The organism is Pseudomonas sp. TUM25319 (assembly GCF_056388475.1).
This window is the reverse complement of the sequence record NZ_CM150751.1, coordinates 4,095,940-4,117,177: the sequence shown is the minus strand read 5'-3', so window position 1 is coordinate 4,117,177 and position 21,238 is coordinate 4,095,940. Positions and strand designations below refer to the sequence as shown.

The window sequence follows — 21,238 nt, the reverse complement described above, 5'->3', positions numbered from 1 at the left end:
AGTATGGCTATAGCGTAGCGAGGAGTTAACGATGAAACAGAATGTTGAGAAAATCGCGTTTGTGTTGATATTTCCATTTATTTTTCAGTCGAGCCTGGCGCAGGCAGCGAACTGTGCTGAAACAATGAAGAAAATTAATTCACTCTATAGCAATCTGGTGGACGAGTGTCGCAATCCCGATGGCTCTCCCGACCCGCTCACCGATTGTTCGGGATTGATCATCAGAGGGGTGGAACGACCGAATAAAAACGCTTTGAATATATGGAATCCCAGCCCCTCGGAGGCAGAGCTGGGGACAACTTCGGCCTACTGGATGCGAGCTGACGTGAACTTCCTCACTCCCGACGCCGCGCACCGCTCCGGCTATATTCTGACTCCGGTGGACGATGTTCCAGCGAATGAACCTAAATCACACATTGCCTGTATTGCTCCTGGCCCCTTCCTCAGTGATCGTCGCGATGACAGAGGCTGTGGTGATTCCCTGTCTACACCGGCTCAAGAAAAATCCTGTGACGCTATCGGCGTGAACGGAGCAAACTGGGTAGTCAAAGAATTTCCCCGGGCCCTGCTTGATGTTAACAATACGTGTGCTTTTTACATGAAGCGCGGTCACGATCGTGTGGCAGCGGCCAAAGATTTCGTGCTGGCCAGAAAATCCATTCAGAATGTCGATTCTACCTGGAGGTGGCCAACGGAACTTCGTTTCTATCACCCCACCGAAGCCAACACCCAGTCGGTGTTGGCATTCTTCTGCGCGGATAATGCGTCTTGCCGTGAGGCTCTGTTGATCAGGGATGAATACAAGAAAGTCGTGAACAAGGACAAGGACGTAATCTTGATCGAATTTCCCGATTTTCCTACCCGGCCCGCGAGATTTACCTGTTCTCCGGTATGAGTGTGCGCAGCGGTATGACAATAGTGGCAAGAGGATCAAGCGATGAAACGGAATATTGATAAAATCGCGTTTGTACTGATGCTTTCATTTGCTTTTCAGTCAAGCCTGGCGCAGGCGGAAAGCTGCGCTGAAACCATGAAGAAAGTTGATTTTCTTTATAACAACATAGTAGGCGAGTGCCGCAATCCGGACGGTTCTCCGGACCCGCTCACAGATTGTTCCGGGCTGATCATCAGAGCGCTTGATCGTCCTCCAACTGGGCTTGAAGGCGCTTGGTATATATGGAATCCCACCGACATAGAATCAAGGTTAGGTACAACGTCGGCCTACTGGATGCGAGCAGACGTCAACTTCCCAACTTTAGGATTCGATTACCGCTCCGGGTATATTCTTACGCCGGTGGACCATGTTCCTGAAGGCGAGCCTAAATCACATATTGCCTGCATTTCTCCTGTCGTCTTCAACGGTGATGAACGAGCGGAAAGAGGCTGTGGTGACTCCCCGTCTACACCGGATCAAGAGAAATCCTGCGACACCATCGGGGCCACGGGAGCAACCTGGAAATTTGGACAGGCTCGACTGGCTGAGGCTGATGTCGCACGGGTTTGTACGTTCAACATGAAGCGCGGCCACGATCGTGTCACGGCGGCCCAGGAGTTCGTGGAAGCCAGGCGATCCATTCAGGACACGTTCCTGGCCAAGCGCAGGCCAACGGAACTGCGTTTCTATCACCCCACGGAAACCAACACCCAGTCGGTGCTGGCATTCTTCTGCACGGATCATTCGTCTTGCCTCGGTTCTTTAGCAAATCGGGAGGAATACAAGAAAATCGTGAAAAAAGACAAGAATATTATCTGGATCAATTTTCCGGGTACTCCTGATCAGCCCGCGACATTCAAATGTTTTGCGGAAAAAGTGTGAGTGGCGGTGTAACGATAGTGGCAGAGGACTTAACGATGAAACGTCATGTTGATAAGATCGCTTTTGTACTGATGCTTCCATTTGCTTTTCAGTCAAGCCTGGCGCAGGCAGAAAGCTGTGCTGAAACGCTGAAGAAAGTTGAATCGCTTTATAACAAAATAGTGGACGAGTGCCGCAATCCGGACGGTTCGCCGGACCCGCTCACCGATTGTTCGGGCTTGATCATCAGGGGGGCCGCACGACCGGCTAAAAACGCTTGGCATATATGGAATCCCAGCCCCTCGGAGGCAGAGCTAGGGACGACGTCGGCCTACTGGATGCGAGCCGATGTGAACTTCCTTGTTCCCGAAACCGTGCACCTCTCCGGCTATATCCTGAATCCGGTGGACTATGTTCCAGCGGATGAGCCTAAATCACACATTGCCTGCATTTCTCCTGTCGTCTTCAAGGGTGAGGGTCGAACGGAAAGAGGCTGTGGTGATTCCCTGTCTACACCGATGGATGAGAGATCCTGTGACACTATCGGGGCCACGGGAGCAGACTGGGAACTTGGACAGTATCGACTGGCTGAGCGTGATCTCGCACTGGTTTGTACTTTCAACATGAAGCGCGGCCACGACCGTGTCACGGCGGCCCGGCAATTCCTGGAAGCCAGAAAATCCATTCAGCACAAAGTCCTGGCCAGGCGCTTTCCAACGGAGCTGCGTTTCTATCACCCCGCTGAAACCAACACCCAGTCGGTGTTGGCATTCTTCTGCATGGATGATGCGTCTTGCGTCGATGCTCGGTTGAACCAGGCCGACTACAAGAGGGTCGTGAACAAAGACAAGAATATTGTCTGGATCAACTTTCCGTATTCTGCTGCCATTCCCGCGACATTCAAATGTAATCCGACCTGAATGCCCGGGACTGTCGAGCCGGGTTGCAGCACTCGTCAGGAGCAGGAGTTAGATACGGAACTGCCCCAGCACCTGCTCCAATTGTGCGCTCAACCGATTGAGTGAATGCCCGGAATGGCTTGACTGCTGCGCGGCCACTGCCGTCTGGCGCGACAGTTCGGCCGTTTCGGTGACGCTGCGGTTGATGTCTTCCACCACATGGGACTGCTGCAAGGTGGCGCTGGCGATGGACGCGTTCAGGGCGGTGAGGTTGTGCAGGGCCTGGCTGATGGCATCCAGGCTGCTGCCGGCCTCGCTGGCCTGTTCCACGGTGGCCCGCGACGCCTGGCTGCTCGCATCGATGGCCTTGACCGCCGCCTCCGACTGACCTTGCAGGTGTTCGATCATGGCCTGGATCTCGGCGGTGGATTGCTGGGTGCGCTGGGCCAGCAATCGCACTTCGTCGGCGACCACGGCAAAGCCGCGTCCTTGCTCGCCAGCCCGGGCGGCCTCGATGGCGGCATTGAGGGCCAGCAGGTTGGTCTGTTCGGCAATGGCGCGGATCACCTCCAGCACACTGCCGATCCGGGTACTTTGCCCGGCCAGCGCCTCGATCACATGCACGGCCTGATCGATGGTGGCCGACAGTTCGTCAATCTTCGCCAGGCTGCGCTGGATACTCTGCTGGCCCTGGCGTGCCCGGTCCTGGGCCAGGCTGGTTTCGCTGGAGGCCTGTTCGGCGTTCTTCGCCACGTCCTGCACGGCGTAGGTGACTTCGTTGATCGCCGTGGCGACCTGTTCCATCTGCTGCGACTGCTGGTCGCTGTGCTGCTGCGCCTGCACGGCGGTGCTGCCCACTTCACCGGCCGAATGGCCCAGTTCGTGGGCGGCCTGCAGCAGACGGCTGACCACCTGCTGCAATTGTCCGGTGAAGCTGTTGAAGTGCTCGCCCAGGCGGGTGAGTTCATCGTTGCCATGGGTGTCGAGGCGGCGGGTGAGGTCGGCTTCGCCGCTGGCGATGGTGGCCATGGCGCTGACCGCGTCGTCCAGTGGGCGGACGATGCTGCGCGAGATCAGCATGACCAGCAGGGCCAGGACCAGGGCGATACCGGCGCCGAGCAGCGAGGCGTCGCGCAACTGGCGGAGGAACTCGGCCTGCACGTCGTCGACGTAGACACCCGAGCCGATGACCCAGCCCCACGGCTTGAACAGCTGGATATAGGAAGTCTTTTCCACCGGCTCGCTGGCGCCGGGCTTGGGCCAGCGGTAATCGATGGCACCGGCACCCTTGCTCCTGGCCAGGCTGACCATCTCGTTGAACAGGGCGAAACCATCGGGGTCGCGGATGGCGGAGAGGTCCTGGCCTTCGAGCTTGGGGTTGGCCGGGTGCATGACCATCTTCGGTCCCAGGTCGTTGATCCAGAAATAGTCGTTCTGGTCGTACCGCAGCCCGCGTACGGCGGCGATGGCCTGTTGCTGCGCGGCCTCGCGGCTCAGCGTGCCAGCGGCTTCTAGGCCCTGGTAATAGCTGAGCAGGCCTGCGGCGGTTTCCACCACATGCCGGGTTTTCTCGGCCTTGGCCCGGTACAGGTCGCCATGGATCTGGTTGAGCATCAGCAACCCGAGGGTCACCAGCATCGCCACCGCCAGCACCAGGATGAGCCACAGGCGCCGGCTGATCGACATACTGCGTAAAGTCTTCATGAAGGTCATCTCGAGTTATTGTTATTGTCACGAGCATCCAAGCACGCTTTACCGCTTCCACCTACTCGACCAATGGATAAGTGATTGATTCGGTGGATCCATTGCGCAGACGCCGACGTCACAAAACCGGCGGGTCTGATAGGATTTCGGCCCCGGTGCGCGATTTCTGAAGGGGGCGTGACGAGTGGCGCGGCATTTTTGTCGTCGCTCGTCCGCAGGGCGTGCCTGGAGCCTTGATGCACATCTGAAACAGACAACGAAAAACTACAACGGGGCGTGCCGCGAGCATCGCCCTACGGGGGAATGATGGATTTTTGGACCGCCATGCAGGCAGTGATTCTCGGCATTGTCGAGGGTCTGACAGAGTTTTTGCCGATCTCCAGCACCGGCCACCAGATCATCGTGGCCGACCTGCTCGATTTCGGTGGTGAACGGGCCATGGCCTTTAACATCATCATCCAGCTTGGGGCAATCCTCGCGGTGGTGTGGGAATTCCGCCGCAAGATTCTCGACGTGGTGGTGGGCTTGCCGAAGCAGCGTCAGGCCCAGCGGTTCACCGTCAACCTGCTGATCGCCTTCCTGCCTGCCGTGGTGCTGGGTGTTGCCTTCGCCGATCTGATCCACGAGTACCTGTTCAATCCGGTCACCGTGGCTGCGGCCTTGGTGGTGGGGGGCGTGATCATGCTCTGGGCCGAGCGTCGCGAGCATGTGATCCGGGTTGATGAAGTGGACGAGATGCGCTGGATCGATGCCTTGAAGATCGGCTGCGCCCAATGCCTGGCCATGATTCCCGGCACTTCACGTTCCGGCTCGACCATCATCGGCGGCCTGCTGTTCGGTCTGTCGCGCAAGGCGGCCACGGAATTCTCGTTCTTCCTGGCCATGCCGACCATGGTCGGCGCTGCGGTGTACTCGGGCTACAAGTACCGTGAGCTGTTCCAGCCGGGCGACTTCATGGTCTTTGCCATCGGCTTCGTGGTGTCGTTCATCTTCGCCATGATCGCCGTGCGCGGCCTGCTCAAGTTCATCGCCAGCCACAGCTACGCGGCCTTTGCCTGGTATCGCATCGCCTTCGGCCTGGTGATCCTCGGTACCTGGGCCTTCGGTGTGGTCGACTGGTCGGTGGCCCACGGCTGATGCAGTATCCACGGCTCAAGCTACTGGCGTTTGCCGCGCTCTGCCTGCTGCCCCTCGGTGGCGCCCTGAAAACGGGACTGCTCGAGGGCAGCTGGCTGCCGGCGCTGTTCTATCTCGTTGCGAGCCTGATCTGTGCCGGGCTGTACTGGCATGACAAGCGCCAGGCCCTGGTGCGGGGCCAGCGTGTTCCGGAAAAGGTGTTGCACCTGAGCGAACTGCTCGGCGGCTGGCCTGGGGCGCTGGTGGCGCAGCAGGTCTGGAGGCACAAGACGCGCAAGTTGTCCTATCAGGGGGTGTTCTGGCTGATCGTGCTGGTGCACCAGGTGGTGTGGCTGGATGTGCTGTTTCTGGGGCAGTGGCGGCACATTCTTTAGAGCCTTGCTGATTCCGGGGCCGGATGAGGGCCTTGTGGGGGGGTGTCGGGGCGCCGGACCGCCGCGATCGGCGGCGAAACCGTCGTAAAGCCTGAATCCCCGGTCTGACTGATACGCCCGGGATACCGGGTTTGGGGCCGCGTTGCGGCCCTTCGCGGCGGTCCGGCGTTCCGGTGAATCCGCTCCCACAAGATCGCAAGTGATCCGGCCCCATGTGCCTGACTGCAAGATGTCTAGATACCCATGCAGCGATGAGGCCATCACAGGCAATGATGGTGCCTGCACCGACGCCATCGTCGGCAAGGCCGACTCCCACAGGTATCGAGTCCTGCCTTGGATAGCGCGGCTGGCCGGAATGAGCTGCGCCCCAAAAGTTGGACATTAGGTGCGTAAAGCTACGCGGCCTGGTTTCTGTAAGCCACAGGACTCAGGCCGCCAAGCTTCATTTTGATACGTTCATGGTTGTAATAACGAATGTACTCATCAATCCCAGCACGGAGCTGGTCGATTGTCTTGACGTGTTCCCGGTAGAAATACTCCGCTTTCAACGTGCCAAAAAAGCTCTCCATCGCGGCGTTGTCCAGGCAATTGCCCTTGCGCGACATGCTTTGCTCCAGGCCCGTATCCTTCAAGCGCTGGCGGTAGTCAGGGTATCGGTAGTGCCAACCTTGGTCCGAGTGCAACATCGGTTTGCTGTCAGTCGGGAGTTTCTTCAGTGCACGCTCAAGCATTGTTCCCACCAGGGCATAGCGCGGTCGCGTGTCAGTCTGGTAGGCGACGATTTCCCCGTTGTACAAGTCCAGAATCGGCGAAAGGTAGAGCTTCTCGCCAGCGACCTTGAACTCCGTAACATCTGTCACCCACTTCTGGTTGGGCTGATCAGCCGTAAATTCCCGTTTCAAGATATTGGGTGATGCCTCGTCCATCAGGCCACGGTATGACCTGTATTTCTTGGGTCGCACCGTACATTTGAGGTCCAGTTCGTTCATCAGGCGGCGTACTTTCTTGGTGTTCACCAACTGACCTTCCTGACGCAGAGTCGCGGTGACACGGCGATAGCCATAGCGACCACGGTGATGGTGCTGGATGTCCTGGATCGAGGCTTTCAGCGAGGCACATTTATCCTCAGCTCCGATGGTCTTGAGCTGGTAGTAGTAGGTGGCACGTGCCAAGCCTGCAGCGTCTAGCAGGTCGGCCAGCAAATGACTCGAGTGCAGTTCGGCAATCAGCCGGGCTTTTTCGTGGTGGCTTTCTTCTGCCTGAGTTTGGCCTCGTCTAATTCCTCGAGCTTTTTTAGGTAGGCGTTCTCCGCTTCAAGCTTGCGTATCTTGCGCAGCAGTTGGGCGACCGAGAGCTCCTCGTCAGGTACTACCGAGGTTTCATCGGGCTTGGAGGGCTGCTTGGACATGGTACGAGGCGGTCTCTTCTTCGCTGAAAGCTGGGCTGTAAGCTCGCCACTGTAATACTGCTGCTGCCATCTGCCCAGTTGACTCGAATTACCCAGATTGAACAGCGCTGCGGCAGCACGATGAGACAGTTGTTCATTCAGCATGCGATGAAGCACGGTGAGTTTGAACTGGGCGCTGTGGCGCTGATGAGAGCGTTTGAGGCTGGCCACGCCGTGATGCTGGTAAGCCACGACCCAGCGCCGCAGAAGGGTGGGATCTATTTGAAACTGGCTGGCCACGTGGCGAAACCCCCGGCCTCGCTTGAGGAAGGCCTTGATGGCGGACAGCTTGAACTGCTTGGAATACTTGATCATTTAAAACACCCCGGTGCTGGATGGGTGTCCAACATCCGGGGCGCAGTTCAGAATCCTGTGGGAGCTGGCCTTGCCAGCGATTAGGCCAGCACAGGCAACGCTGTTGCCTGCTATGACGCCATCGCCGGCAAGCCGGCTCCCACAGTTTTCCACGCCAGTTGGCTCAATCCAGCAGCAACCCCACCTGCACCCGCTTCGGCAACTTCCTCACCACCAACTGATGCGAGCGGCGCAGCAGATCCTCGAGCGCTTCACGCCCCAGCGGGTAGGGCGGTGCCACGCTGATCCAGTGCGCCCGCGCCAGATAGGGCGCCGGGCGGATTCCCGGCACATCCACATAGCCGAGGAACAATTCCTTTTCGACCTTGAACGACAGCCCGGCACCGGCCAGGTCCATCACCGCGAACATCTTGTTTCCCGCTACCGAGAACACCCGCACGCCGCCCCATTTGTAGTCTTCCCGGGCGCCCGGCAGGCTCAGGCAGAACGCTGCCGCCTGTTCGTCACTGAAGCCGTGCTCAGACATAACGTTCTCCACATTCCTCGAATGACGTCACCAGATGATCGATCCACGCACGCACTGCCGGCAGAACGCCGCGCCGGTGCGGGTAGACCGCTTGCAGGAAACCGCTGGGCATCGACCAGTCCGGCAGCAGGTGGACCAGTTCGCCGCTGGCCAGTTCGGTTTCGCAATGCAGCAGCGGCAGGGCGGTGAAGCCCAGGCCGGCGAGGGCGGCGGCCTTGCGCACGACGAAGTCGTCAATGCTCAGGCGGGCTTCCAGCGCCAGGTCTTCGCTCTGGCCGTCGGCATTCAGCAGGCGCAGGTGCACCAGCCTGTCTGCCTCGGCGGCGCCCAGCACCGGCAGGCCGGCCAGTTCGCCGGGGTGCGTGACCGGATGCTGGCGGACAAAGTCCGGCGACGCCACCAGTTGCATCTGCGCGCGATTGAGGCGACGGGTGACCAGCGCCGGGTCTTCGTCGCCGACATCGCGGACGCGCAAGGCAACATCGATGCCTTCGTTGATCAGATCGACCCGGCGGTTGACCAGGACCATCTCCAGTTGCACCTGCGGATGCAGTTCCAGGAAACGGGTAATGACCGTTGGCAGAAAGGCGTGGGCCAGGCCCACCGGGCTGGAGACGCGCAACCGCCCGCGGGGCTCGCTGGTCATGCTGGCCACGGCCTCGTCAGCCATTTCCGCCTCCAGCAGCATTGCCTGGCAATGCCGCAGGTAGCGTTCGCCCACGGCGGTGAGCTTGAGTTGGCGGGTGGTGCGTTGCAGCAGGCGGGTGCCGAGGCGTTCTTCCAGCTCGGCGATGCGCCGCGACAGGCGCGACTTGGGAATGCCCAGCTGGCGGCCGGCGGCGGCGAAACCACCGGCTTCGACCACCCGGGCAAAGTAGAACAGGTCATTGAGGTCTTGCATGATTGTTCCATCAGTGGGACGAACTAGCGCGAAATCGGGATCTTATCAGCTATTCATCCTGCCGTTAGGATTCTCCCCATCGTCACCGCCAACCCGCGGTCCCCCATCAGGAGAGCCCCATGAAACTGTTGCACATCGATTCCAGCATCCTCGGCGACAACTCTGCTTCGCGCCAACTGAGCCAGCAAGTGGTGCAGGCCTGGCAGGCCGCCGAGCCTTCGGTTCAGGTGGTGTACCGTGACCTGGCGGCCGATGCCATCAGCCACTTCTCGTCCTCGACCCTGCTGGCCGCTGGCACACCGGAAGAAGCCCGTGACGCTGCTCTGGCCCACGAAGCCAAGCTGAGCGCCGACACCCTGCAGGAGTTCCTCGAAGCCGACGCCGTGGTCATCGGCGCGCCGATGTACAACTTCACCGTGCCGACCCAGCTCAAGGCCTGGATCGACCGCATCGCCGTCGCCGGCAAGACTTTCCGCTACACCGAAGCCGGCCCGGAAGGCCTGTGCGGCAACAAGAAAGTGATCGTGGTCTCCACTGCTGGCGGCCTGCATGAAGGCCAGCCGACCGGCGTCGGCCATGAAGACTTCCTCAAGGTGTTCCTTGGTTTCATCGGTATCACCGACGTCGAATTCGTCCGCGCCCACGGCCTGGCCTACGGCGACGAGCCGCGCGCCAACGCCCTGCAAGCGGCCCGCTCGCAGATCGCCAACGACCTGTTCGCCGCCGCCTGACGCGTGCGCCAATCGCGGGCCGTCCTGGCCCGCGAAAGCTGTCAGCAGTTTCATCCAGCTTTCATCTGCACCGACCTGGCCCGTTCTATGCTTTGCATCAGGCGGGTCATCGCCTTTGTGTCGGGGTGAAGCGAAATGCGGGTTCTAAGGACGTTGTTGGTGCTCTGTGCGCTGGCCTGCAGCCTGGTGGTGCAGGCCGAGCCCGCGCAACACTGGACCGTGGGCCTGCACCGCATGAGCATCCCCGATCCGCTGGATGGCCAGCCGATGCAGGTGCTGGTGTTCTACCCCTCCAGCGGCATCGCCCACCCGCGGCGGATCGACGGCTACCGGCTCAACGTCGCCGCCGAAGCTCCGGTGGTCATGGGCCGCTTCCCCTTGCTCGCGCTCTCCCATGGCAATACCGGTACGCCCCTGGCCCTGCACGACCTGGCCAGCGCCCTGGCGCGGCGCGGCTTTGTGGTGGTCGCGGCGATCCATCCGGGGGACAACGCCAAGGACCACAGCCGCCTTGGCACCCTGAGCAACCTCTATGGCCGGCCGCTGCAGATCAGCGCGGCGATCACCGCGACTCTGCAAGACCCGCTGCTGGCGCCCTATGTCAGTGGCGAGCAGGTAGGCATGATCGGCTATTCGGCGGGCGCCGAGACGGCACTGATTCTTTCCGGAGCACGTCCCGACCTGCAGCGCCTGCGGCGTTACTGTGAGGAACGCCCGCTGGATGCCGACGCCTGCACCCGCCATGGCGAAATCATCGCCGACCGTGACGACCTGCTGCCGGCAGCCGATCCGCGTATTCGTGCGCTGGTGCTGATGGCGCCACTGAGCCTGATGTTCGGGCGCCAGGCGCTGGCGGAGGTGAGGGTGCCGTCACTGATCTACAGCGGCGACCACGACCAGTTGCTGGCGGTGGACAAGAATGCCGAGGCACTGGCGCGCAAGTTGCCGGTGACGCCCAACTACCGCCGTCTTGAAGGCGCCGGGCACTTTGTCTTCATGTCGCCTTGCGACGACGCCCAGCGGGCGCGGATGGCGGCGCTGTGCACCGATGCCGAGGGCGTCGACCGGGTCGGCATTCATCTGTCGCTGCAGTCCGAAGCGTCGCACTTCTTCAACCGTGCGCTGGGCGTTTCCAGCCGGGCAGGGTTGCACACCGCCGATCAGTGAGCAGGTGAGCGGCGCAAAAGGGCAAGCGTCAGGCCGACACCCACAAGCGACAGCAGCGCCGCCACGCAGAAGATCCAGGCATAACCCAGGTGCGCGGCGACGAAGCCCATCACCGGCCCGGCAATCGCCAGGGCCAGGTCGAAAAACACCGCGTAGGCGCCCAGGCCTGCACCCCGGCTGGTGGGTGGCACCTGCTTGATCGCCTCGACGCCCAGCGCCGGGTACACCAGCGACAGGCCGAAACCGGTCAGGCCCGCGCCGAGCAATGCCAGCAGCGGCGAGGGTGCCAGCCACAGCAGGGCCAGACCGAGGGTTTCCACCGCCATGCAGGCGATCGCCACGCGGTAGCCGCCCCACTGATTGACGGCGTTGACGAACAGCAGGCGCGAGACGATGAAGCACACGCCGAAGGCGCTCAGGCACCAGGCCGCGCCGCTCCAGCCGCGTTCCAGGTAGAAGAGGGTGACGAAGGTGGTCAGGGTGCCATAGCCGATGGAGGCCAGGGTCAACGCCAGGCCGCAGGGGGCGACGCGTCCGAAGGCCGCCCAGAACGGCAGGCGTTCGCCACGCACCACCGGCAGCGACGGCTGGGTGCGGATCACCAGTAGCGCCAGCACGGCCATGGCCGTCAGCGCGAGGCCAATGGCATAGAAACCGGTTTCCTGGGCCAGCATGACGCCCACCGGCGCGCCGATGGCGATGGCGCCGTAGGAGGCGATGCCATTCCAGGAAATCACCCGCGCCGTGTGTTCGGCGCCTACCTGGCCAATGCCCCAGCTCAGGGTGCCGACGCCGATCAGGCCCTGGGCGATACCCAGCAGCACCCGCGCCACCAGCAACAGTCCCAGGCTCAACAGCGGCACGCTCACCAGCAGCGCCGAGCCCCAGGTCAGCAGGCCGCTGACGCCGATCCCGGCCAGGCCATAGGCAATGGTGCGACGGGTACCGAGGCTGTCGGCCAGGCGTCCGGCCATGGGGCGGCTGAGCAGGGTGGACAGGTACTGGATGCCGATGGTCAGGCCCGCAACCACCGCGCTGTAGCCCAGGACATCGTGGACGTGCCCCGGCAGCACTGCGATCGGCAGGCCGATGCAGAGAAAGGCGATGAAGGTGTAGAAGACGATCGAAAGGATCTGCAGGGTGACGGAAAACGACGAGGGTGACGCAGAGGGTGCGGCAGGCATGGGGTTTCGTTCGCAGGCAAGCGGTTGAAGGCTCACATCATGGCGGCGGACGAGGATAAAAGAAAGCAGGCTAACGAATTATTCGAACAAGGATCCGGGCCGCTCCCAGCATCTGGGAACGGCCCGGCCGTGTATCAGACCACCACGCCCTGGCTGCGCAGGTAGTCGTCGTAGGTGCCGCTGAAGTCCACCACGCCGGTCGGGCTCAGCTCGATGATGCGGGTCGCCAGGGACGACACGAATTCACGGTCGTGGCTGACGAACAGCAGGGTGCCCGGATAGTTTTCCAGCGCCAGGTTGAGTGCCTCGATGGATTCCATGTCCAGGTGGTTGGTCGGTTCGTCCATCACCAGCACGTTCGGCTTTTGCAGGATCAGCTTGCCGAACAGCATGCGGCCTTGCTCACCACCGGAGATCACCTTCACCGACTTGAGGATCTCGTCGTTGGAAAACAGCATGCGCCCGAGCGTGCCGCGGATGACCTGCTCGCCCTGGGTCCACTGGCCCATCCAGTCGAACAGGCTGACATCTTCCTCGAAGTCGTGGGCGTGGTCCTGGGCGTAGTAGCCAATTTCCGCGCTCTCGGTCCATTTCACGCTGCCGCTGTCCGGGGCCATTTCGCCGACCAGGGTACGCAGCAGGGTGGTCTTGCCGATACCGTTCGGGCCGATGATCGCCACGCGCTCGCCGGCTTCGACGGTGAAGCTGAAGTTCTTGAACAGTTGCTTGTCGTCGAAGCCCTTGGAGACTTTCTCCAGGGTCACCGCCTGGCGGTGCAGCTTCTTGGTCTGCTCGAAGCGGATGAACGGGCTGACCCGGCTCGACGGCTTGACCTCGGCCAGCTGGATCTTGTCGATCTGCTTGGCACGGGACGTGGCCTGTTTGGCTTTCGAGGCGTTGGCCGAGAAGCGGCTGACGAAGGTCTGCAGCTCGGCGATCTGTGCTTTCTTCTTGGCGTTGTCGGCCAGCAACTGCTCGCGGGACTGGGTCGCGGCGGTCATGTACTCGTCGTAGTTGCCCGGGAACAGGCGCAGCTCGCCGTAGTCCAGGTCGGCCATGTGGGTGCAGACCGAGTTGAGGAAGTGACGGTCGTGGGAAATGATGATCATGGTGCTGTTACGCGCCGTGAGAATGCTTTCCAGCCAGCGGATGGTGTTGATGTCGAGGTGGTTGGTCGGCTCGTCGAGCAGCAGCACTTCCGGATCGGAGAACAGCGCCTGGGCCAGCAATACCCGCAGCTTCCAGCCTGGCGCGACTTCGCTCATCGGGCCGAAGTGCTGTTCCAGCGGAATACCCAGGCCCAGCAGCAGCTCGCCGGCGCGGGATTCGGCGGTGTAGCCGTCCATCTCGGCGAACTCGGTTTCCAGCTCGGCGACGGCCATGCCGTCTTCCTCGGTCATTTCCGGCAGCGAATAGATGCGGTCGCGCTCGGCCTTGACCTTCCACAGCTCCTCGTGGCCCATGATCACGGTGTCGATCACGGTGAACTGCTCGTAGGCGAACTGGTCCTGGCGCAGCTTGCCGAGACGGGTGTTGGGCTCGAGCATGACCTGGCCGGCGCTCGGCTCCAGATCGCCACCCAGGATCTTCATGAAGGTGGACTTGCCGCAGCCGTTGGCGCCGATCAGGCCGTAGCGATTGCCGTTGTTGAACTTGACCGAGACGTTCTCGAACAGAGGTTTGGCGCCGAACTGCATGGTGATGTTAGCGGTGGAGATCAAGGATTTTACCTATCAGTACCTTACGGAGCTGGTTTCTCGCCTGATACCGATTTGATACCAACCTTGAAGGTTTCCAGCTCGCCCCAGTCGGGGCTTGAGTTAAGCCAACAGGCATAGGCCGACAGCAGCATCTGCGCGCTGTGACCCAGTTGTTGGGCGATGAATGCGGGATTGAGACCGGACATTGCGCGTATTGTCGCATAGGTATCGCGGCAGTTGTATGGCGGTTGAGGCCTGATCCCCAGATCTTTCAGCAACGCCCGCCAGTGTTTCGTTTCGACCGCCGTTGCCTGGGGAAGCTTGCGACGGCGTTCAAGGACTCGTGAGGCAGCGGAGGCGCTGTGCCAAGAGTTCGCTATCGTCCGCGCCTGCTGGTGGGCTCATTGTGTTAAAAAGGGGATCAACAGGAGGGTCGATATGGGCAAGACAGCCAAACCGTTTTACTTCGCCGCCATCCCGCTGATTGCACTCGGCGGGGCGTTCGCCGCAGTCGGCGCATCTGGTCAGGAAGCCTTCGGTTACACAGCCGTGGGCCTGCTGGTGCCTGGCATCGTGTTGCTGGTCACCGGATATCGCCGGCGGGCCTCGGCAAGTCAGCAATAGAGGGTCAGTTCGGGTTGAATAGCGCGGACTTTTACGCGGACACAAGGAAGCGCCATGGGGCTGGTACCGGGATTCAAAGTTTTCGCTGTGACAGTGCTGCTTGCGCTAGCCGGTGGATGTACGCCCTACATCCAGAAAGAGGCAGAAGCTCTGCCCGAGTCAAATACAGCCGGAATTCGTGCCATTGATAAAACGCTGACAATCGCCACCGTGGATGGCGTGGACACGCTATACGTCTTTTATACCCAGAGAACCGAGTATCGCCTGACTGCGGGTCCTCACCGGCTCGAGATTAGAAAATGGATGGGCACCCAGACCGCTCGGCCGGTGTTCTTTGACGTTGATTTGATTGCCGGGCGTGAGTACGGGATGAAGTACATTCCGCTTGAGGGCTGGGGCGGTCGGATCGAAGTCGTGGATATGGAAACCAACAAGAGCATTGGTACTCGTGTTCCGCGATGAGGTGGCGTTCCCGCAGGGCGACACACTGAGGCGGGAGGGTACCCTTGCGCAATCTTCAGCTTGACCCGGATTGAGCCTCACTCGATCTGCATCACCGGCAACCTGCATTCATTCAACCGCGCCCGCTCGCTCCACGAGGCGGTGTGGGTCGCCTTGTTCCAGCGCACCTTGCTGATCCCGTTCTCTTGAGCGCGGACGATCGCCTCTTCGACACAACGCAACCCGACGGTCGCACCCACGCAGGCGCCGTCGATCAACAGCGCGGCTTTCCAGGCTTCCAGCCAGGTCATGCCGCTGCGGTTGGTGACCACGACTTTCTTCTGGCCGTGCTTCACGTAATGGATCTCGTACTTGTCCTGCATGTCCCTGCCTGTGGGCTGAACGTCCTTTAATTGCGAAACATTATCATTTTCGGCGTGCAGATGATATTGCCCAAAGTCGTAGGGTAACCCTGGATCGCTTGTGCTAGAGCGGCGCAGATCAACGATGGCGGCAAGGTTTGCAGGTCTGGCCCCTGTGGTGTTAACTGGCCGGCCGTGGCGCACAGCCATTCAATCACTGTGAGGCGAGCCGTTGTGACCTTGAGCTTCCGACCCGTACAGGCCCGTGACATTCCGGCGATCTGCGGGTTTGCCCAGAACGCTGACGAGGCGTTTTTCTTCTTCCCCAAATGCACCTTCCCGGTGACGCCGGATCAGCTCAGCGCCGCTATCGCCCAGCGCAGCGATTCCTCCGTGGTGGTCGATGGCGACGAGGTGCTGGCCTTCGCCAATTTCTACCAGTGGGAGCAGGGCGGTACCTGTTCGCTGGGCAATGTGCTGGTCTCGCCGATGGCGCGCGGCCGCGGCGTGGCGCGTTATCTGGTGGGGCAGATGATCGAGGTGGCGCGCAACCGCCATCAGGCCCGGGAGATGAAGGTGTCCTGCTTCAATCACAACACGGCCGGGCTGCTGTTGTACCCGGCACTGGGCTTCGTGCCGTTCGGCATCGAGGAACGCAAGGATTTCGCCGGCAACCGCGTCGCCCTGGTCCAGATGAAACAACGCCTGCAGACGGACAATGAGCATGCATGACGAAGACGATATCCACGAGCCGGAACACGATCACCTGCTCGATCATGAATTCCACCACGACGAAGACGGCGAAGAGCACGCCGACCCGATGTTCGACGACGTCGAGGACGAAGATGAAGAAGAGGAGTACGGCCTCGACGTGCTGGACGACGAAGATCACGAAGACTGGTGACCGCCCCGCGGTTCAGTGACGAAAGCGCGGTAGCGGACGGTCCAGCGACAGGCTGGTGAGGGTATGCTTGACCAGCGCCTCATCGGCCTCCACGGCGCGCAGGCTTTCGCGGATCTTGCCGGCGATCGGGTCGTCGCCCTGGCGGTCGATCCAGTCGGCGATATCCTTGCAGGCGCTGGCCAGTTGATCCTGCCGGTGGTTGATCACCGTCAGCAGGGTTTTGATGTCTTTGTCGGACATGACTCATTCCTCCTGTAGGCGAATTCAGTGTAGCAGCCCCTTGGCAGCATGGCGGTCAAGGGGCTGTGTGCCGCTGGATCACTGTGTTTTCACCAGGTCACGGAACCAGTCATCGAGCATGGCCTTTTCCGCGTATAGGCGATCGCTGGCACCGGCGCGGCCGGGGCGTTGCAGGTAGAACTTGTCATCGACCCGGGCATCGGCCTGTTTCAGCACCTGCCCCTGTTGCTCGAGGGCATAGTGCAGGTCGATGCTGGGCCAGGTGATGTCGCGCATGAAGCGCACCGAGTAGGCATTGGTTTGCCAGGGCTCGTAGCGTCCGGCGAGGTCGATGTTGCGGATATCGATGCGCAAGGTCTGGCCGGCGGGCAGATAGCGGGCGCCGAGGGTTTCCAGGTAGCTGCGCAGTTCTTTCATCACCTGCTGGTCGGCACCCCGTTCGTAGCCATCGCCACGCAGGCTGGCGTCGCGGAATTTTTCCGGCTGGATGAAGTTGACCTCGACATTGGCCGTGGCCGCATATGCCATGCTGTTGCAGGTCAGGGCTGCGAAGAGGGCGAGGGTTATGGCCGGGCGCATGGTACACCTCCGGGTGTCTGTATCAGGGCATTGCCGCCACGTTCATTGTACGCCGATGGCCTGGCGATGCTGCAGGAGGGCCTATGAGCACTGTGCTTCGGGTGGCACGCAATGCGCTGGGACGCGACCTGGCGGTGGGCGATGTCCACGGACATTTCAGCCGTTTGCACGAGGCGCTGGACGCCGTCGGCTTCGACCCGACGCGGGACCGGCTGTTCAGTGTCGGTGACCTGGTGGACCGCGGCCCCGAAAGCGAGGACGTGCTTCACTGGCTGGCGCAGCCCTGGTTCCAGGCGGTCCAGGGCAATCACGAATCGCTGGCGTTGTCCCATGTGAACGGCCAGTGGCTGGACTACGCCATGTACCGCAACGCCGGAGGTGGCTGGTTTCTCGATATGCAACCGCAGCGCCAGGCGCAGTACGCCGCACGCTTTGCCGACATGCCGCTGGCGATCGAGATCGATACCGAACAGGGCCCGGTCGGCATTCTCCATGCAGACTGCCCCGTGCCGCGCTGGCGCGACCTGCTCGATCTGCTGGAAACGGTGCCGATTCCGACGCGGGCACAGGAGGTCTGTCAGTGGTCGCGCAAGCGCCTGCACGATGGCGACGAGCGCGGTGTGGACGGCTTGCGCGCCCTGTTGGTGGGGCATACGCCACTGGCGGCGGTGCGGGTGCTGGGCAATGTCTGGCACCTCGACACCGGCGGCTGGTCGCAGGGCCATTTCACGCTGCTGGACCTCGCCAGCCTGACCGAGGCTCAGCCGATCCGTCCCAGATAGCCCGTCACCTGGGCCAGTACCCGCGCCGGATCTTCCCGGTGCGGTACGTGATGACAGCCCTCGAGAATCACCACTTCGCCCTTGTCGCCCGCGAGTGCGGCGATGCGCTGTGGGTGCAGTACCGAGCCGTATTCGTCGAGGTCGCCGTGCAGCGCCAGCAACGGGCAGTCGAGGGCGCCGACGCAGCGCTCCAGGGTCCAGTCGCTGAAGGCCGGCGCCAGCCAGGTTTCGGTCCAGGCGTCCAGCACCCATTGCGCCTTGTCGCCGTGGTAGCGCGCCAGACGGTCGAGCTGGCCGGGTGCCTGGAACTGCGCCTTGGCCGTGCGGATGCCCTCCAGGGTGCGGTCTTCGACGAAGGCCTGGGACGACTCGGTGATCAGTGCCAGGCAGTCGTCCGGAAAGCGTGCCGCACAGGCGCTGGCCATGGCGCCGCCGACGCTGTGGCCGAAGGCGATGAAACGTTCGATGCCCAGCGCCTGGCGCAGATGCGGGAAGAAGCGTTCGGCTTCGTCAGGAATGAAGGTCAGCGGCAGGGTGCCGGCAAAGGCCGCGGACTGGCCGAAGCCCAGGCGGTCATAGGCCACGACCTGCAGGCCGGTGGCCTGGCACAGTTGCTGGGGGAAGTCGCGCCACAACTCGACGCTGCCAAGGGAGTCATGGAACAGCACGATCACCGGCTTGCGGGTATCGGCGACGGAAGGGAACCAGCGTCGAGCGAACAACTGGCCAAGGGGCGTTTCGATCCAGACAGTTTCGGTAGTGACAGACGACATAAGGCTTCCAGCATTCGAGGCAAGTTATTGAGAAGTAACAAAAGCGCTTCGCTGCCGCAATCGAATTCTGTACGGGAGTGCCAGAAGCCCGGGTATTCAACTGTTTGAAAGTCTGACCTTTCAAACAACTTTTCAGCCAAATTCCCGTCGCCGGAAAATCATGTTTTTCCGGCACTTTCGAGCACACTTCAATGCTGTTACGAAATAGGTAGCCAACCGCCATCAGGCAGTGCGATGCTCCGCAAAAAACCAACAAATACAGGGCCTTCAGCGGTCTTTTCAATTCGGGGAGCAGCATGAAACACATAATCAAACAGTTTGCCTGCGTGGCAATACTGGCGAGTCCGTTCGCCCACGCAGACAGCTTGCTGCGGGTGACGTGCGTCGATGAAGACAATGGCGCTGCGGTATTGATCGACAATAACGCCGTCGGTACTTGCCCGGTCATCACTGCGATGCCGGCAGGCACTTATCAGGTTCGCGTGGTCAAGTCGGTTGGCGACGACCAGGAGCAGGTGTTCGAACAGCAGGTGGTGCTGGTGGATGGCCGCCCGCAGTCGGTGGATGCCGAGTTGTCCGCGCCACGCCTGACGGCCGCCGCAGTCAAGGCCAAGGCCAGGGCAGGCGCCGCCCAGACACTGGAGGCGGCGCAGAACGGTGATGTCGACGCCATGCTTGCGCTGGTTCGGCTGTACGAAACCGGCGAGGGGGTCGACAAGAGTTCGCTCAAGGCCGAGCAGTGGCGCGCCAGAGCGCTCGAGACCAAGGCCAAGGCACAGCAGAACGCGTTCTACACCAGTCTGCAACAGGCCAACAACGGCAATATCGGGGCCATGTATTCGGTCGCTGCTGCCTACGAGTCCGGTGACGGCGTGACCCAGGATCGCGCCCAGGGCGCTGCCTGGCGCCAACGGGCCAAGAACACTGCACTGAACGAGCAACTGGCCGCGAATGGCTTCTTCAATGACGTGAAGCACTACAACTTCGACGACCCCGGAATGCTGACCTCCAGCACGACCTTCGTGCCCACGTCGCTGTTTATCGGTGTTGTGGAAAGCCCTAGCGTGACCAGCCGGCAAATGCGGATCCGCAGTGAAGCGGTCATGCGTCCCGCGACCTTCGGCAATCCCGATTCGATGATCGCCCGCGCCGCGCAACGCCAGACTGTGGTGCTTGCCAGCCAATGAGGGCACTGCTGCTCCTGATGCTCGCGGTAATGTCGGGCTGCGCGGTGAAACCTGCGGCGGTGGATCCTTCGTTCGCGGCCGTTTCGGTCGCGGTGACCGGCGACACGCGCTCCAGCGCCGATGAGTACCGACGAGCCCGGCAGGGTTACCAGACCGATCCGCGCTACGCCTGTAGCCAGCCGTTGTATGCCGCCTGGTTTCGGGGGCAGGGGCGGACCGGCGCGACCCCGTTGCCGTGCGCGAACCGCGTACCCTTTGCCGTGCAGACGCCGGACGAAGGCATACGGGTGGTGTGGCTGGACCCGGCGAGGGTCAGTGCCGTGCATCTGCTGTTTGCCGGCAGCAGTCCCAGCCCGGCGTCCCGCTTTGGTCATGTGGCACTGCGGCTGGTGGTCTGCCCGGCTTCGGCGCCGGATCCGCAGGCCTGCGACAGCAATCTGTCGAAGCATCTGGTCCTGGGTTTCCAGGCCCACGTCGATGATTTCACCCTCGACCTGCTCAAGGCGTTGGGCGGTGAATATCAGGCGCGGTTGTTCGCCAGCCGGTTTCTCGACACCTACGAGCAGTACGCCATTGGCGAATTTCGCGAGCTGCACTCGTTGCCGCTGCGCCTGAGTGCCCCTCAGCGCCAGCAACTGGTTCGCGATCTGGCGCAGATCCATTGGCGCTTCGCGGGCAGCTACGACTTTTTCACCCGCAACTGCGCGACGCTGTTGCAGCAGGCCCTGCGGGTCAGCTGGGACGATTATGCCGGCGACCGCGCCCTGGCTGACGGTTTCCTGCGCCCCGACCGCCTGTTCGCGGCCCTGCGTGACAGCCCGTTGGCCGACGGCGCGCGGTTGGCCAGCCCGGAGCAGGCCGAACGCGATGGTTACTATTTCTCCAGCACCCGCTCGTTCTACGAGCAGGCGTTGGCCCAGCTTCGCCAGCATCTGCCCGGACCCGGGCTCGACAGTCTGCAGGCCTACACCGGGATTGCGCCGCACGCCCGCCGTGCGGCATTCGACGACCCGGACTACGTCCAGCGTCTGAGAGCGGTACCGCGCACCCTCCAGGCGCAGTTGATGCTCGAGGAGTACGCACTGTTCAGCAGCCAGCGCCTGCTGTCCGGCTACGCGGCGGATTACCTGCGCCGCCAGGACTTCGCGAGCTGGGCGGGTGCGCTGGATGCAACGCACGCCGCCGTTTTCAACGATTGCCTTGTGCAACCCTTGCGTCAGCGTATTGGTCCACCGCGGCGAGCCTCGGGCATTCCCGGTGAAGACGACCGGTTCAGCGAGATCCCCGTCGCGGCCGAACACTGCGGTACCGAGCGCAGCCGCCTGTTGCTGGCCGAGGCCATGGCTGCGGTGAGCGACGATGGCAGTGAAGCGTGGCAACACCTGACGTCACTGGCCCGTTATCGGGCCGACACCCTCGACAACATTCTCTATCTCCGACAACTTCGCCCCTAGCTGGCAGGAACG

The 21,238-nt window shown here is 61.7% G+C and carries 24 protein-coding genes and 1 pseudogene; 14 read left to right on the top strand and 11 right to left on the bottom strand.

All coding sequences use genetic code 11. From position 1 onward, the window contains the following. The first annotated feature begins 31 nt into the window (after positions 1-31). The 3 genes from AC05QJ_RS18995 to AC05QJ_RS18985 are packed head-to-tail and all read left to right on the top strand — an operon-like array spanning position 32 to position 2,715. The gene (locus AC05QJ_RS18995; protein WP_476742831.1) at positions 32-895 is read left to right on the top strand and encodes a hypothetical protein; all 864 of its coding nucleotides are present in this window, start codon (positions 32-34) and stop codon (positions 893-895) included. A gap of 42 nt (positions 896-937) precedes the next feature. Then, a complete protein-coding gene (locus tag AC05QJ_RS18990) occupies positions 938-1,816 on the top strand; it encodes a hypothetical protein (protein WP_476742830.1) in 879 nt (292 codons plus the stop codon). 35 nt (positions 1,817-1,851) lie between these two features. Further along, positions 1,852-2,715: a hypothetical protein gene (locus AC05QJ_RS18985; protein WP_476742829.1), complete on the top strand. Its 864-nt coding sequence runs from the start codon at positions 1,852-1,854 to the stop codon at positions 2,713-2,715. A 48-nt stretch (positions 2,716-2,763) separates the two neighbouring features. On the opposite strand, the gene AC05QJ_RS18980 is transcribed toward AC05QJ_RS18985, so the two are convergent. After that, positions 2,764-4,398 (bottom strand): methyl-accepting chemotaxis protein, encoded by a 1,635-nt coding sequence (locus AC05QJ_RS18980; protein ID WP_476742828.1) that lies wholly within the window; start codon positions 4,396-4,398, stop codon positions 2,764-2,766. 306 nt (positions 4,399-4,704) lie between these two features. On the opposite strand from AC05QJ_RS18980, the gene AC05QJ_RS18975 reads away from it, so the two are divergent. Both AC05QJ_RS18975 and AC05QJ_RS18970 read left to right on the top strand, forming a co-directional pair. Beyond that, a complete protein-coding gene (locus AC05QJ_RS18975) occupies positions 4,705-5,535 on the top strand; it encodes an undecaprenyl-diphosphate phosphatase (protein ID WP_476742827.1) in 831 nt (276 codons plus the stop codon). Beyond that, complete coding sequence (locus AC05QJ_RS18970) at positions 5,535-5,909, top strand: DUF1294 domain-containing protein (protein ID WP_476742826.1); 375 nt, start codon at positions 5,535-5,537, stop codon at positions 5,907-5,909. The genes AC05QJ_RS18975 and AC05QJ_RS18970 overlap by 1 nt, the downstream gene beginning before the upstream one ends. Before the next feature lie 395 nt (positions 5,910-6,304). Here the strand turns inward: AC05QJ_RS18970 and AC05QJ_RS18965 are convergent. The 3 genes from AC05QJ_RS18965 to AC05QJ_RS18955 form a co-directional block, all read right to left on the bottom strand. Further along, positions 6,305-7,671 (bottom strand): IS3 family transposase gene (locus AC05QJ_RS18965; RefSeq protein ID WP_476742730.1). Its coding sequence is split into 2 segments (ribosomal slippage): positions 6,305-7,189 and positions 7,192-7,671, totalling 1,365 coding nucleotides; the frame shifts between segments, so codons are not numbered across the junction. 163 nt (positions 7,672-7,834) lie between these two features. Beyond that, positions 7,835-8,197: an MmcQ/YjbR family DNA-binding protein gene (locus AC05QJ_RS18960; RefSeq protein ID WP_476742825.1), complete on the bottom strand. Its 363-nt coding sequence runs from the start codon at positions 8,195-8,197 to the stop codon at positions 7,835-7,837. Next, positions 8,190-9,098: a LysR substrate-binding domain-containing protein gene (locus tag AC05QJ_RS18955; RefSeq protein WP_476742824.1), complete on the bottom strand. Its 909-nt coding sequence runs from the start codon at positions 9,096-9,098 to the stop codon at positions 8,190-8,192. The genes AC05QJ_RS18960 and AC05QJ_RS18955 overlap by 8 nt, the downstream gene beginning before the upstream one ends. A 119-nt stretch (positions 9,099-9,217) precedes the next feature. On the opposite strand from AC05QJ_RS18955, the gene AC05QJ_RS18950 reads away from it, so the two are divergent. Both AC05QJ_RS18950 and AC05QJ_RS18945 read left to right on the top strand, forming a co-directional pair. After that, positions 9,218-9,829, top strand: a complete 612-nt coding sequence (locus AC05QJ_RS18950; protein ID WP_476742823.1) for an FMN-dependent NADH-azoreductase — start codon at positions 9,218-9,220, stop codon at positions 9,827-9,829. Between the two features lie 135 nt (positions 9,830-9,964). Next, complete coding sequence (locus tag AC05QJ_RS18945) at positions 9,965-10,996, top strand: alpha/beta hydrolase family protein (RefSeq protein ID WP_476742822.1); 1,032 nt, start codon at positions 9,965-9,967, stop codon at positions 10,994-10,996. On the opposite strand, the gene AC05QJ_RS18940 is transcribed toward AC05QJ_RS18945, so the two are convergent. From AC05QJ_RS18940 to AC05QJ_RS18930, 3 genes and pseudogenes are all read right to left on the bottom strand, one after another. Next, complete coding sequence (locus tag AC05QJ_RS18940) at positions 10,990-12,180, bottom strand: MFS transporter (protein WP_476742821.1); 1,191 nt, start codon at positions 12,178-12,180, stop codon at positions 10,990-10,992. The genes AC05QJ_RS18945 and AC05QJ_RS18940 overlap by 7 nt on opposite strands. 134 nt (positions 12,181-12,314) lie before the next feature. After that, positions 12,315-13,901, bottom strand: coding sequence for an ABC-F family ATPase (locus AC05QJ_RS18935; protein WP_476742820.1), 1,587 nt, complete (start codon positions 13,899-13,901; stop codon positions 12,315-12,317). 20 nt (positions 13,902-13,921) lie between these two features. Then, positions 13,922-14,167 (bottom strand): annotated as a pseudogene (locus AC05QJ_RS18930) (site-specific integrase); the annotation flags it as partial. Between the two features lie 151 nt (positions 14,168-14,318). Between AC05QJ_RS18930 and AC05QJ_RS18925 the strand changes: the two are divergent. Continuing rightward, positions 14,319-14,504 (top strand): hypothetical protein, encoded by a 186-nt coding sequence (locus tag AC05QJ_RS18925; protein ID WP_476742819.1) that lies wholly within the window; start codon positions 14,319-14,321, stop codon positions 14,502-14,504. 54 nt (positions 14,505-14,558) lie between these two features. After that, entirely contained in the window at positions 14,559-14,966 is a 408-nt protein-coding gene (locus AC05QJ_RS18920; protein WP_476742818.1) for a hypothetical protein, read from the top strand. 77 nt (positions 14,967-15,043) lie between these two features. Here AC05QJ_RS18920 and AC05QJ_RS18915 read toward each other — a convergent pair whose 3' ends face one another. Next, positions 15,044-15,328: a hypothetical protein gene (locus AC05QJ_RS18915; protein ID WP_476742817.1), complete on the bottom strand. Its 285-nt coding sequence runs from the start codon at positions 15,326-15,328 to the stop codon at positions 15,044-15,046. 213 nt (positions 15,329-15,541) lie between these two features. Between AC05QJ_RS18915 and AC05QJ_RS18910 the strand changes: the two genes are divergently transcribed. Continuing rightward, the gene (locus AC05QJ_RS18910) at positions 15,542-16,039 is read left to right on the top strand and encodes an N-acetyltransferase family protein (protein ID WP_476742816.1); all 498 of its coding nucleotides are present in this window, start codon (positions 15,542-15,544) and stop codon (positions 16,037-16,039) included. Further along, positions 16,032-16,211, top strand: coding sequence for a hypothetical protein (locus tag AC05QJ_RS18905; RefSeq protein ID WP_476742815.1), 180 nt, complete (start codon positions 16,032-16,034; stop codon positions 16,209-16,211). Before AC05QJ_RS18910 ends, AC05QJ_RS18905 begins: the two co-directional genes overlap by 8 nt. A 12-nt stretch (positions 16,212-16,223) precedes the next feature. Here AC05QJ_RS18905 and AC05QJ_RS18900 read toward each other — a convergent pair whose 3' ends face one another. Together AC05QJ_RS18900 and AC05QJ_RS18895 are read right to left on the bottom strand one after the other, a co-directional pair. Further along, positions 16,224-16,451 (bottom strand): hypothetical protein, encoded by a 228-nt coding sequence (locus tag AC05QJ_RS18900; RefSeq protein WP_476742814.1) that lies wholly within the window; start codon positions 16,449-16,451, stop codon positions 16,224-16,226. 78 nt (positions 16,452-16,529) lie between these two features. Then, a complete protein-coding gene (locus AC05QJ_RS18895; RefSeq protein WP_476742813.1) occupies positions 16,530-17,030 on the bottom strand; it encodes a DUF3016 domain-containing protein in 501 nt (166 codons plus the stop codon). A gap of 83 nt (positions 17,031-17,113) precedes the next feature. Between AC05QJ_RS18895 and AC05QJ_RS18890 the strand changes: the two genes are divergently transcribed. Beyond that, on the top strand, positions 17,114-17,812 hold the full coding sequence (locus AC05QJ_RS18890) for a metallophosphoesterase (RefSeq protein ID WP_476742812.1): 699 nt from the start codon (positions 17,114-17,116) through the stop codon (positions 17,810-17,812). On the opposite strand, the gene AC05QJ_RS18885 is transcribed toward AC05QJ_RS18890, so the two are convergent. Continuing rightward, positions 17,791-18,585 (bottom strand): alpha/beta fold hydrolase, encoded by a 795-nt coding sequence (locus AC05QJ_RS18885; protein ID WP_476742811.1) that lies wholly within the window; start codon positions 18,583-18,585, stop codon positions 17,791-17,793. The genes AC05QJ_RS18890 and AC05QJ_RS18885 overlap by 22 nt on opposite strands. Before the next feature lie 296 nt (positions 18,586-18,881). Here AC05QJ_RS18885 and AC05QJ_RS18880 point away from each other — a divergent pair, with 296 nt between their 5' ends. Both AC05QJ_RS18880 and AC05QJ_RS18875 read left to right on the top strand, forming a co-directional pair. Then, positions 18,882-19,772 carry a PEGA domain-containing protein gene (locus AC05QJ_RS18880; RefSeq protein WP_476742810.1) on the top strand — a complete coding sequence of 297 codons (891 nt, stop codon included), beginning with the start codon at positions 18,882-18,884 and terminating at the stop codon, positions 19,770-19,772. Further along, positions 19,769-21,226, top strand: a complete 1,458-nt coding sequence (locus tag AC05QJ_RS18875; protein ID WP_476742809.1) for a lipoprotein N-acyltransferase Lnb domain-containing protein — start codon at positions 19,769-19,771, stop codon at positions 21,224-21,226. The genes AC05QJ_RS18880 and AC05QJ_RS18875 overlap by 4 nt, the downstream gene beginning before the upstream one ends. Positions 21,227-21,238: the final 12 nt, after the last annotated feature.

Coding starts and splice junctions, on each gene's coding strand:
- AC05QJ_RS18995 (WP_476742831.1), top strand. CDS start 32: ATGAAACAGAATGTTGAGAAAATCGCGTTTGTGTTGATATTTCCATTT.
- AC05QJ_RS18990 (WP_476742830.1), top strand. CDS start 938: ATGAAACGGAATATTGATAAAATCGCGTTTGTACTGATGCTTTCATTT.
- AC05QJ_RS18985 (WP_476742829.1), top strand. CDS start 1,852: ATGAAACGTCATGTTGATAAGATCGCTTTTGTACTGATGCTTCCATTT.
- AC05QJ_RS18980 (WP_476742828.1), bottom strand. CDS start 4,398: ATGAAGACTTTACGCAGTATGTCGATCAGCCGGCGCCTGTGGCTCATC.
- AC05QJ_RS18975 (WP_476742827.1), top strand. CDS start 4,705: ATGGATTTTTGGACCGCCATGCAGGCAGTGATTCTCGGCATTGTCGAG.
- AC05QJ_RS18970 (WP_476742826.1), top strand. CDS start 5,535: ATGCAGTATCCACGGCTCAAGCTACTGGCGTTTGCCGCGCTCTGCCTG.
- AC05QJ_RS18960 (WP_476742825.1), bottom strand. CDS start 8,197: ATGTCTGAGCACGGCTTCAGTGACGAACAGGCGGCAGCGTTCTGCCTG.
- AC05QJ_RS18955 (WP_476742824.1), bottom strand. CDS start 9,098: ATGCAAGACCTCAATGACCTGTTCTACTTTGCCCGGGTGGTCGAAGCC.
- AC05QJ_RS18950 (WP_476742823.1), top strand. CDS start 9,218: ATGAAACTGTTGCACATCGATTCCAGCATCCTCGGCGACAACTCTGCT.
- AC05QJ_RS18945 (WP_476742822.1), top strand. CDS start 9,965: ATGCGGGTTCTAAGGACGTTGTTGGTGCTCTGTGCGCTGGCCTGCAGC.
- AC05QJ_RS18940 (WP_476742821.1), bottom strand. CDS start 12,180: ATGCCTGCCGCACCCTCTGCGTCACCCTCGTCGTTTTCCGTCACCCTG.
- AC05QJ_RS18925 (WP_476742819.1), top strand. CDS start 14,319: ATGGGCAAGACAGCCAAACCGTTTTACTTCGCCGCCATCCCGCTGATT.
- AC05QJ_RS18920 (WP_476742818.1), top strand. CDS start 14,559: ATGGGGCTGGTACCGGGATTCAAAGTTTTCGCTGTGACAGTGCTGCTT.
- AC05QJ_RS18915 (WP_476742817.1), bottom strand. CDS start 15,328: ATGCAGGACAAGTACGAGATCCATTACGTGAAGCACGGCCAGAAGAAA.
- AC05QJ_RS18905 (WP_476742815.1), top strand. CDS start 16,032: ATGCATGACGAAGACGATATCCACGAGCCGGAACACGATCACCTGCTC.
- AC05QJ_RS18900 (WP_476742814.1), bottom strand. CDS start 16,451: ATGTCCGACAAAGACATCAAAACCCTGCTGACGGTGATCAACCACCGG.
- AC05QJ_RS18895 (WP_476742813.1), bottom strand. CDS start 17,030: ATGCGCCCGGCCATAACCCTCGCCCTCTTCGCAGCCCTGACCTGCAAC.
- AC05QJ_RS18890 (WP_476742812.1), top strand. CDS start 17,114: ATGAGCACTGTGCTTCGGGTGGCACGCAATGCGCTGGGACGCGACCTG.
- AC05QJ_RS18885 (WP_476742811.1), bottom strand. CDS start 18,585: ATGTCGTCTGTCACTACCGAAACTGTCTGGATCGAAACGCCCCTTGGC.
- AC05QJ_RS18880 (WP_476742810.1), top strand. CDS start 18,882: ATGAAACACATAATCAAACAGTTTGCCTGCGTGGCAATACTGGCGAGT.
- AC05QJ_RS18875 (WP_476742809.1), top strand. CDS start 19,769: ATGAGGGCACTGCTGCTCCTGATGCTCGCGGTAATGTCGGGCTGCGCG.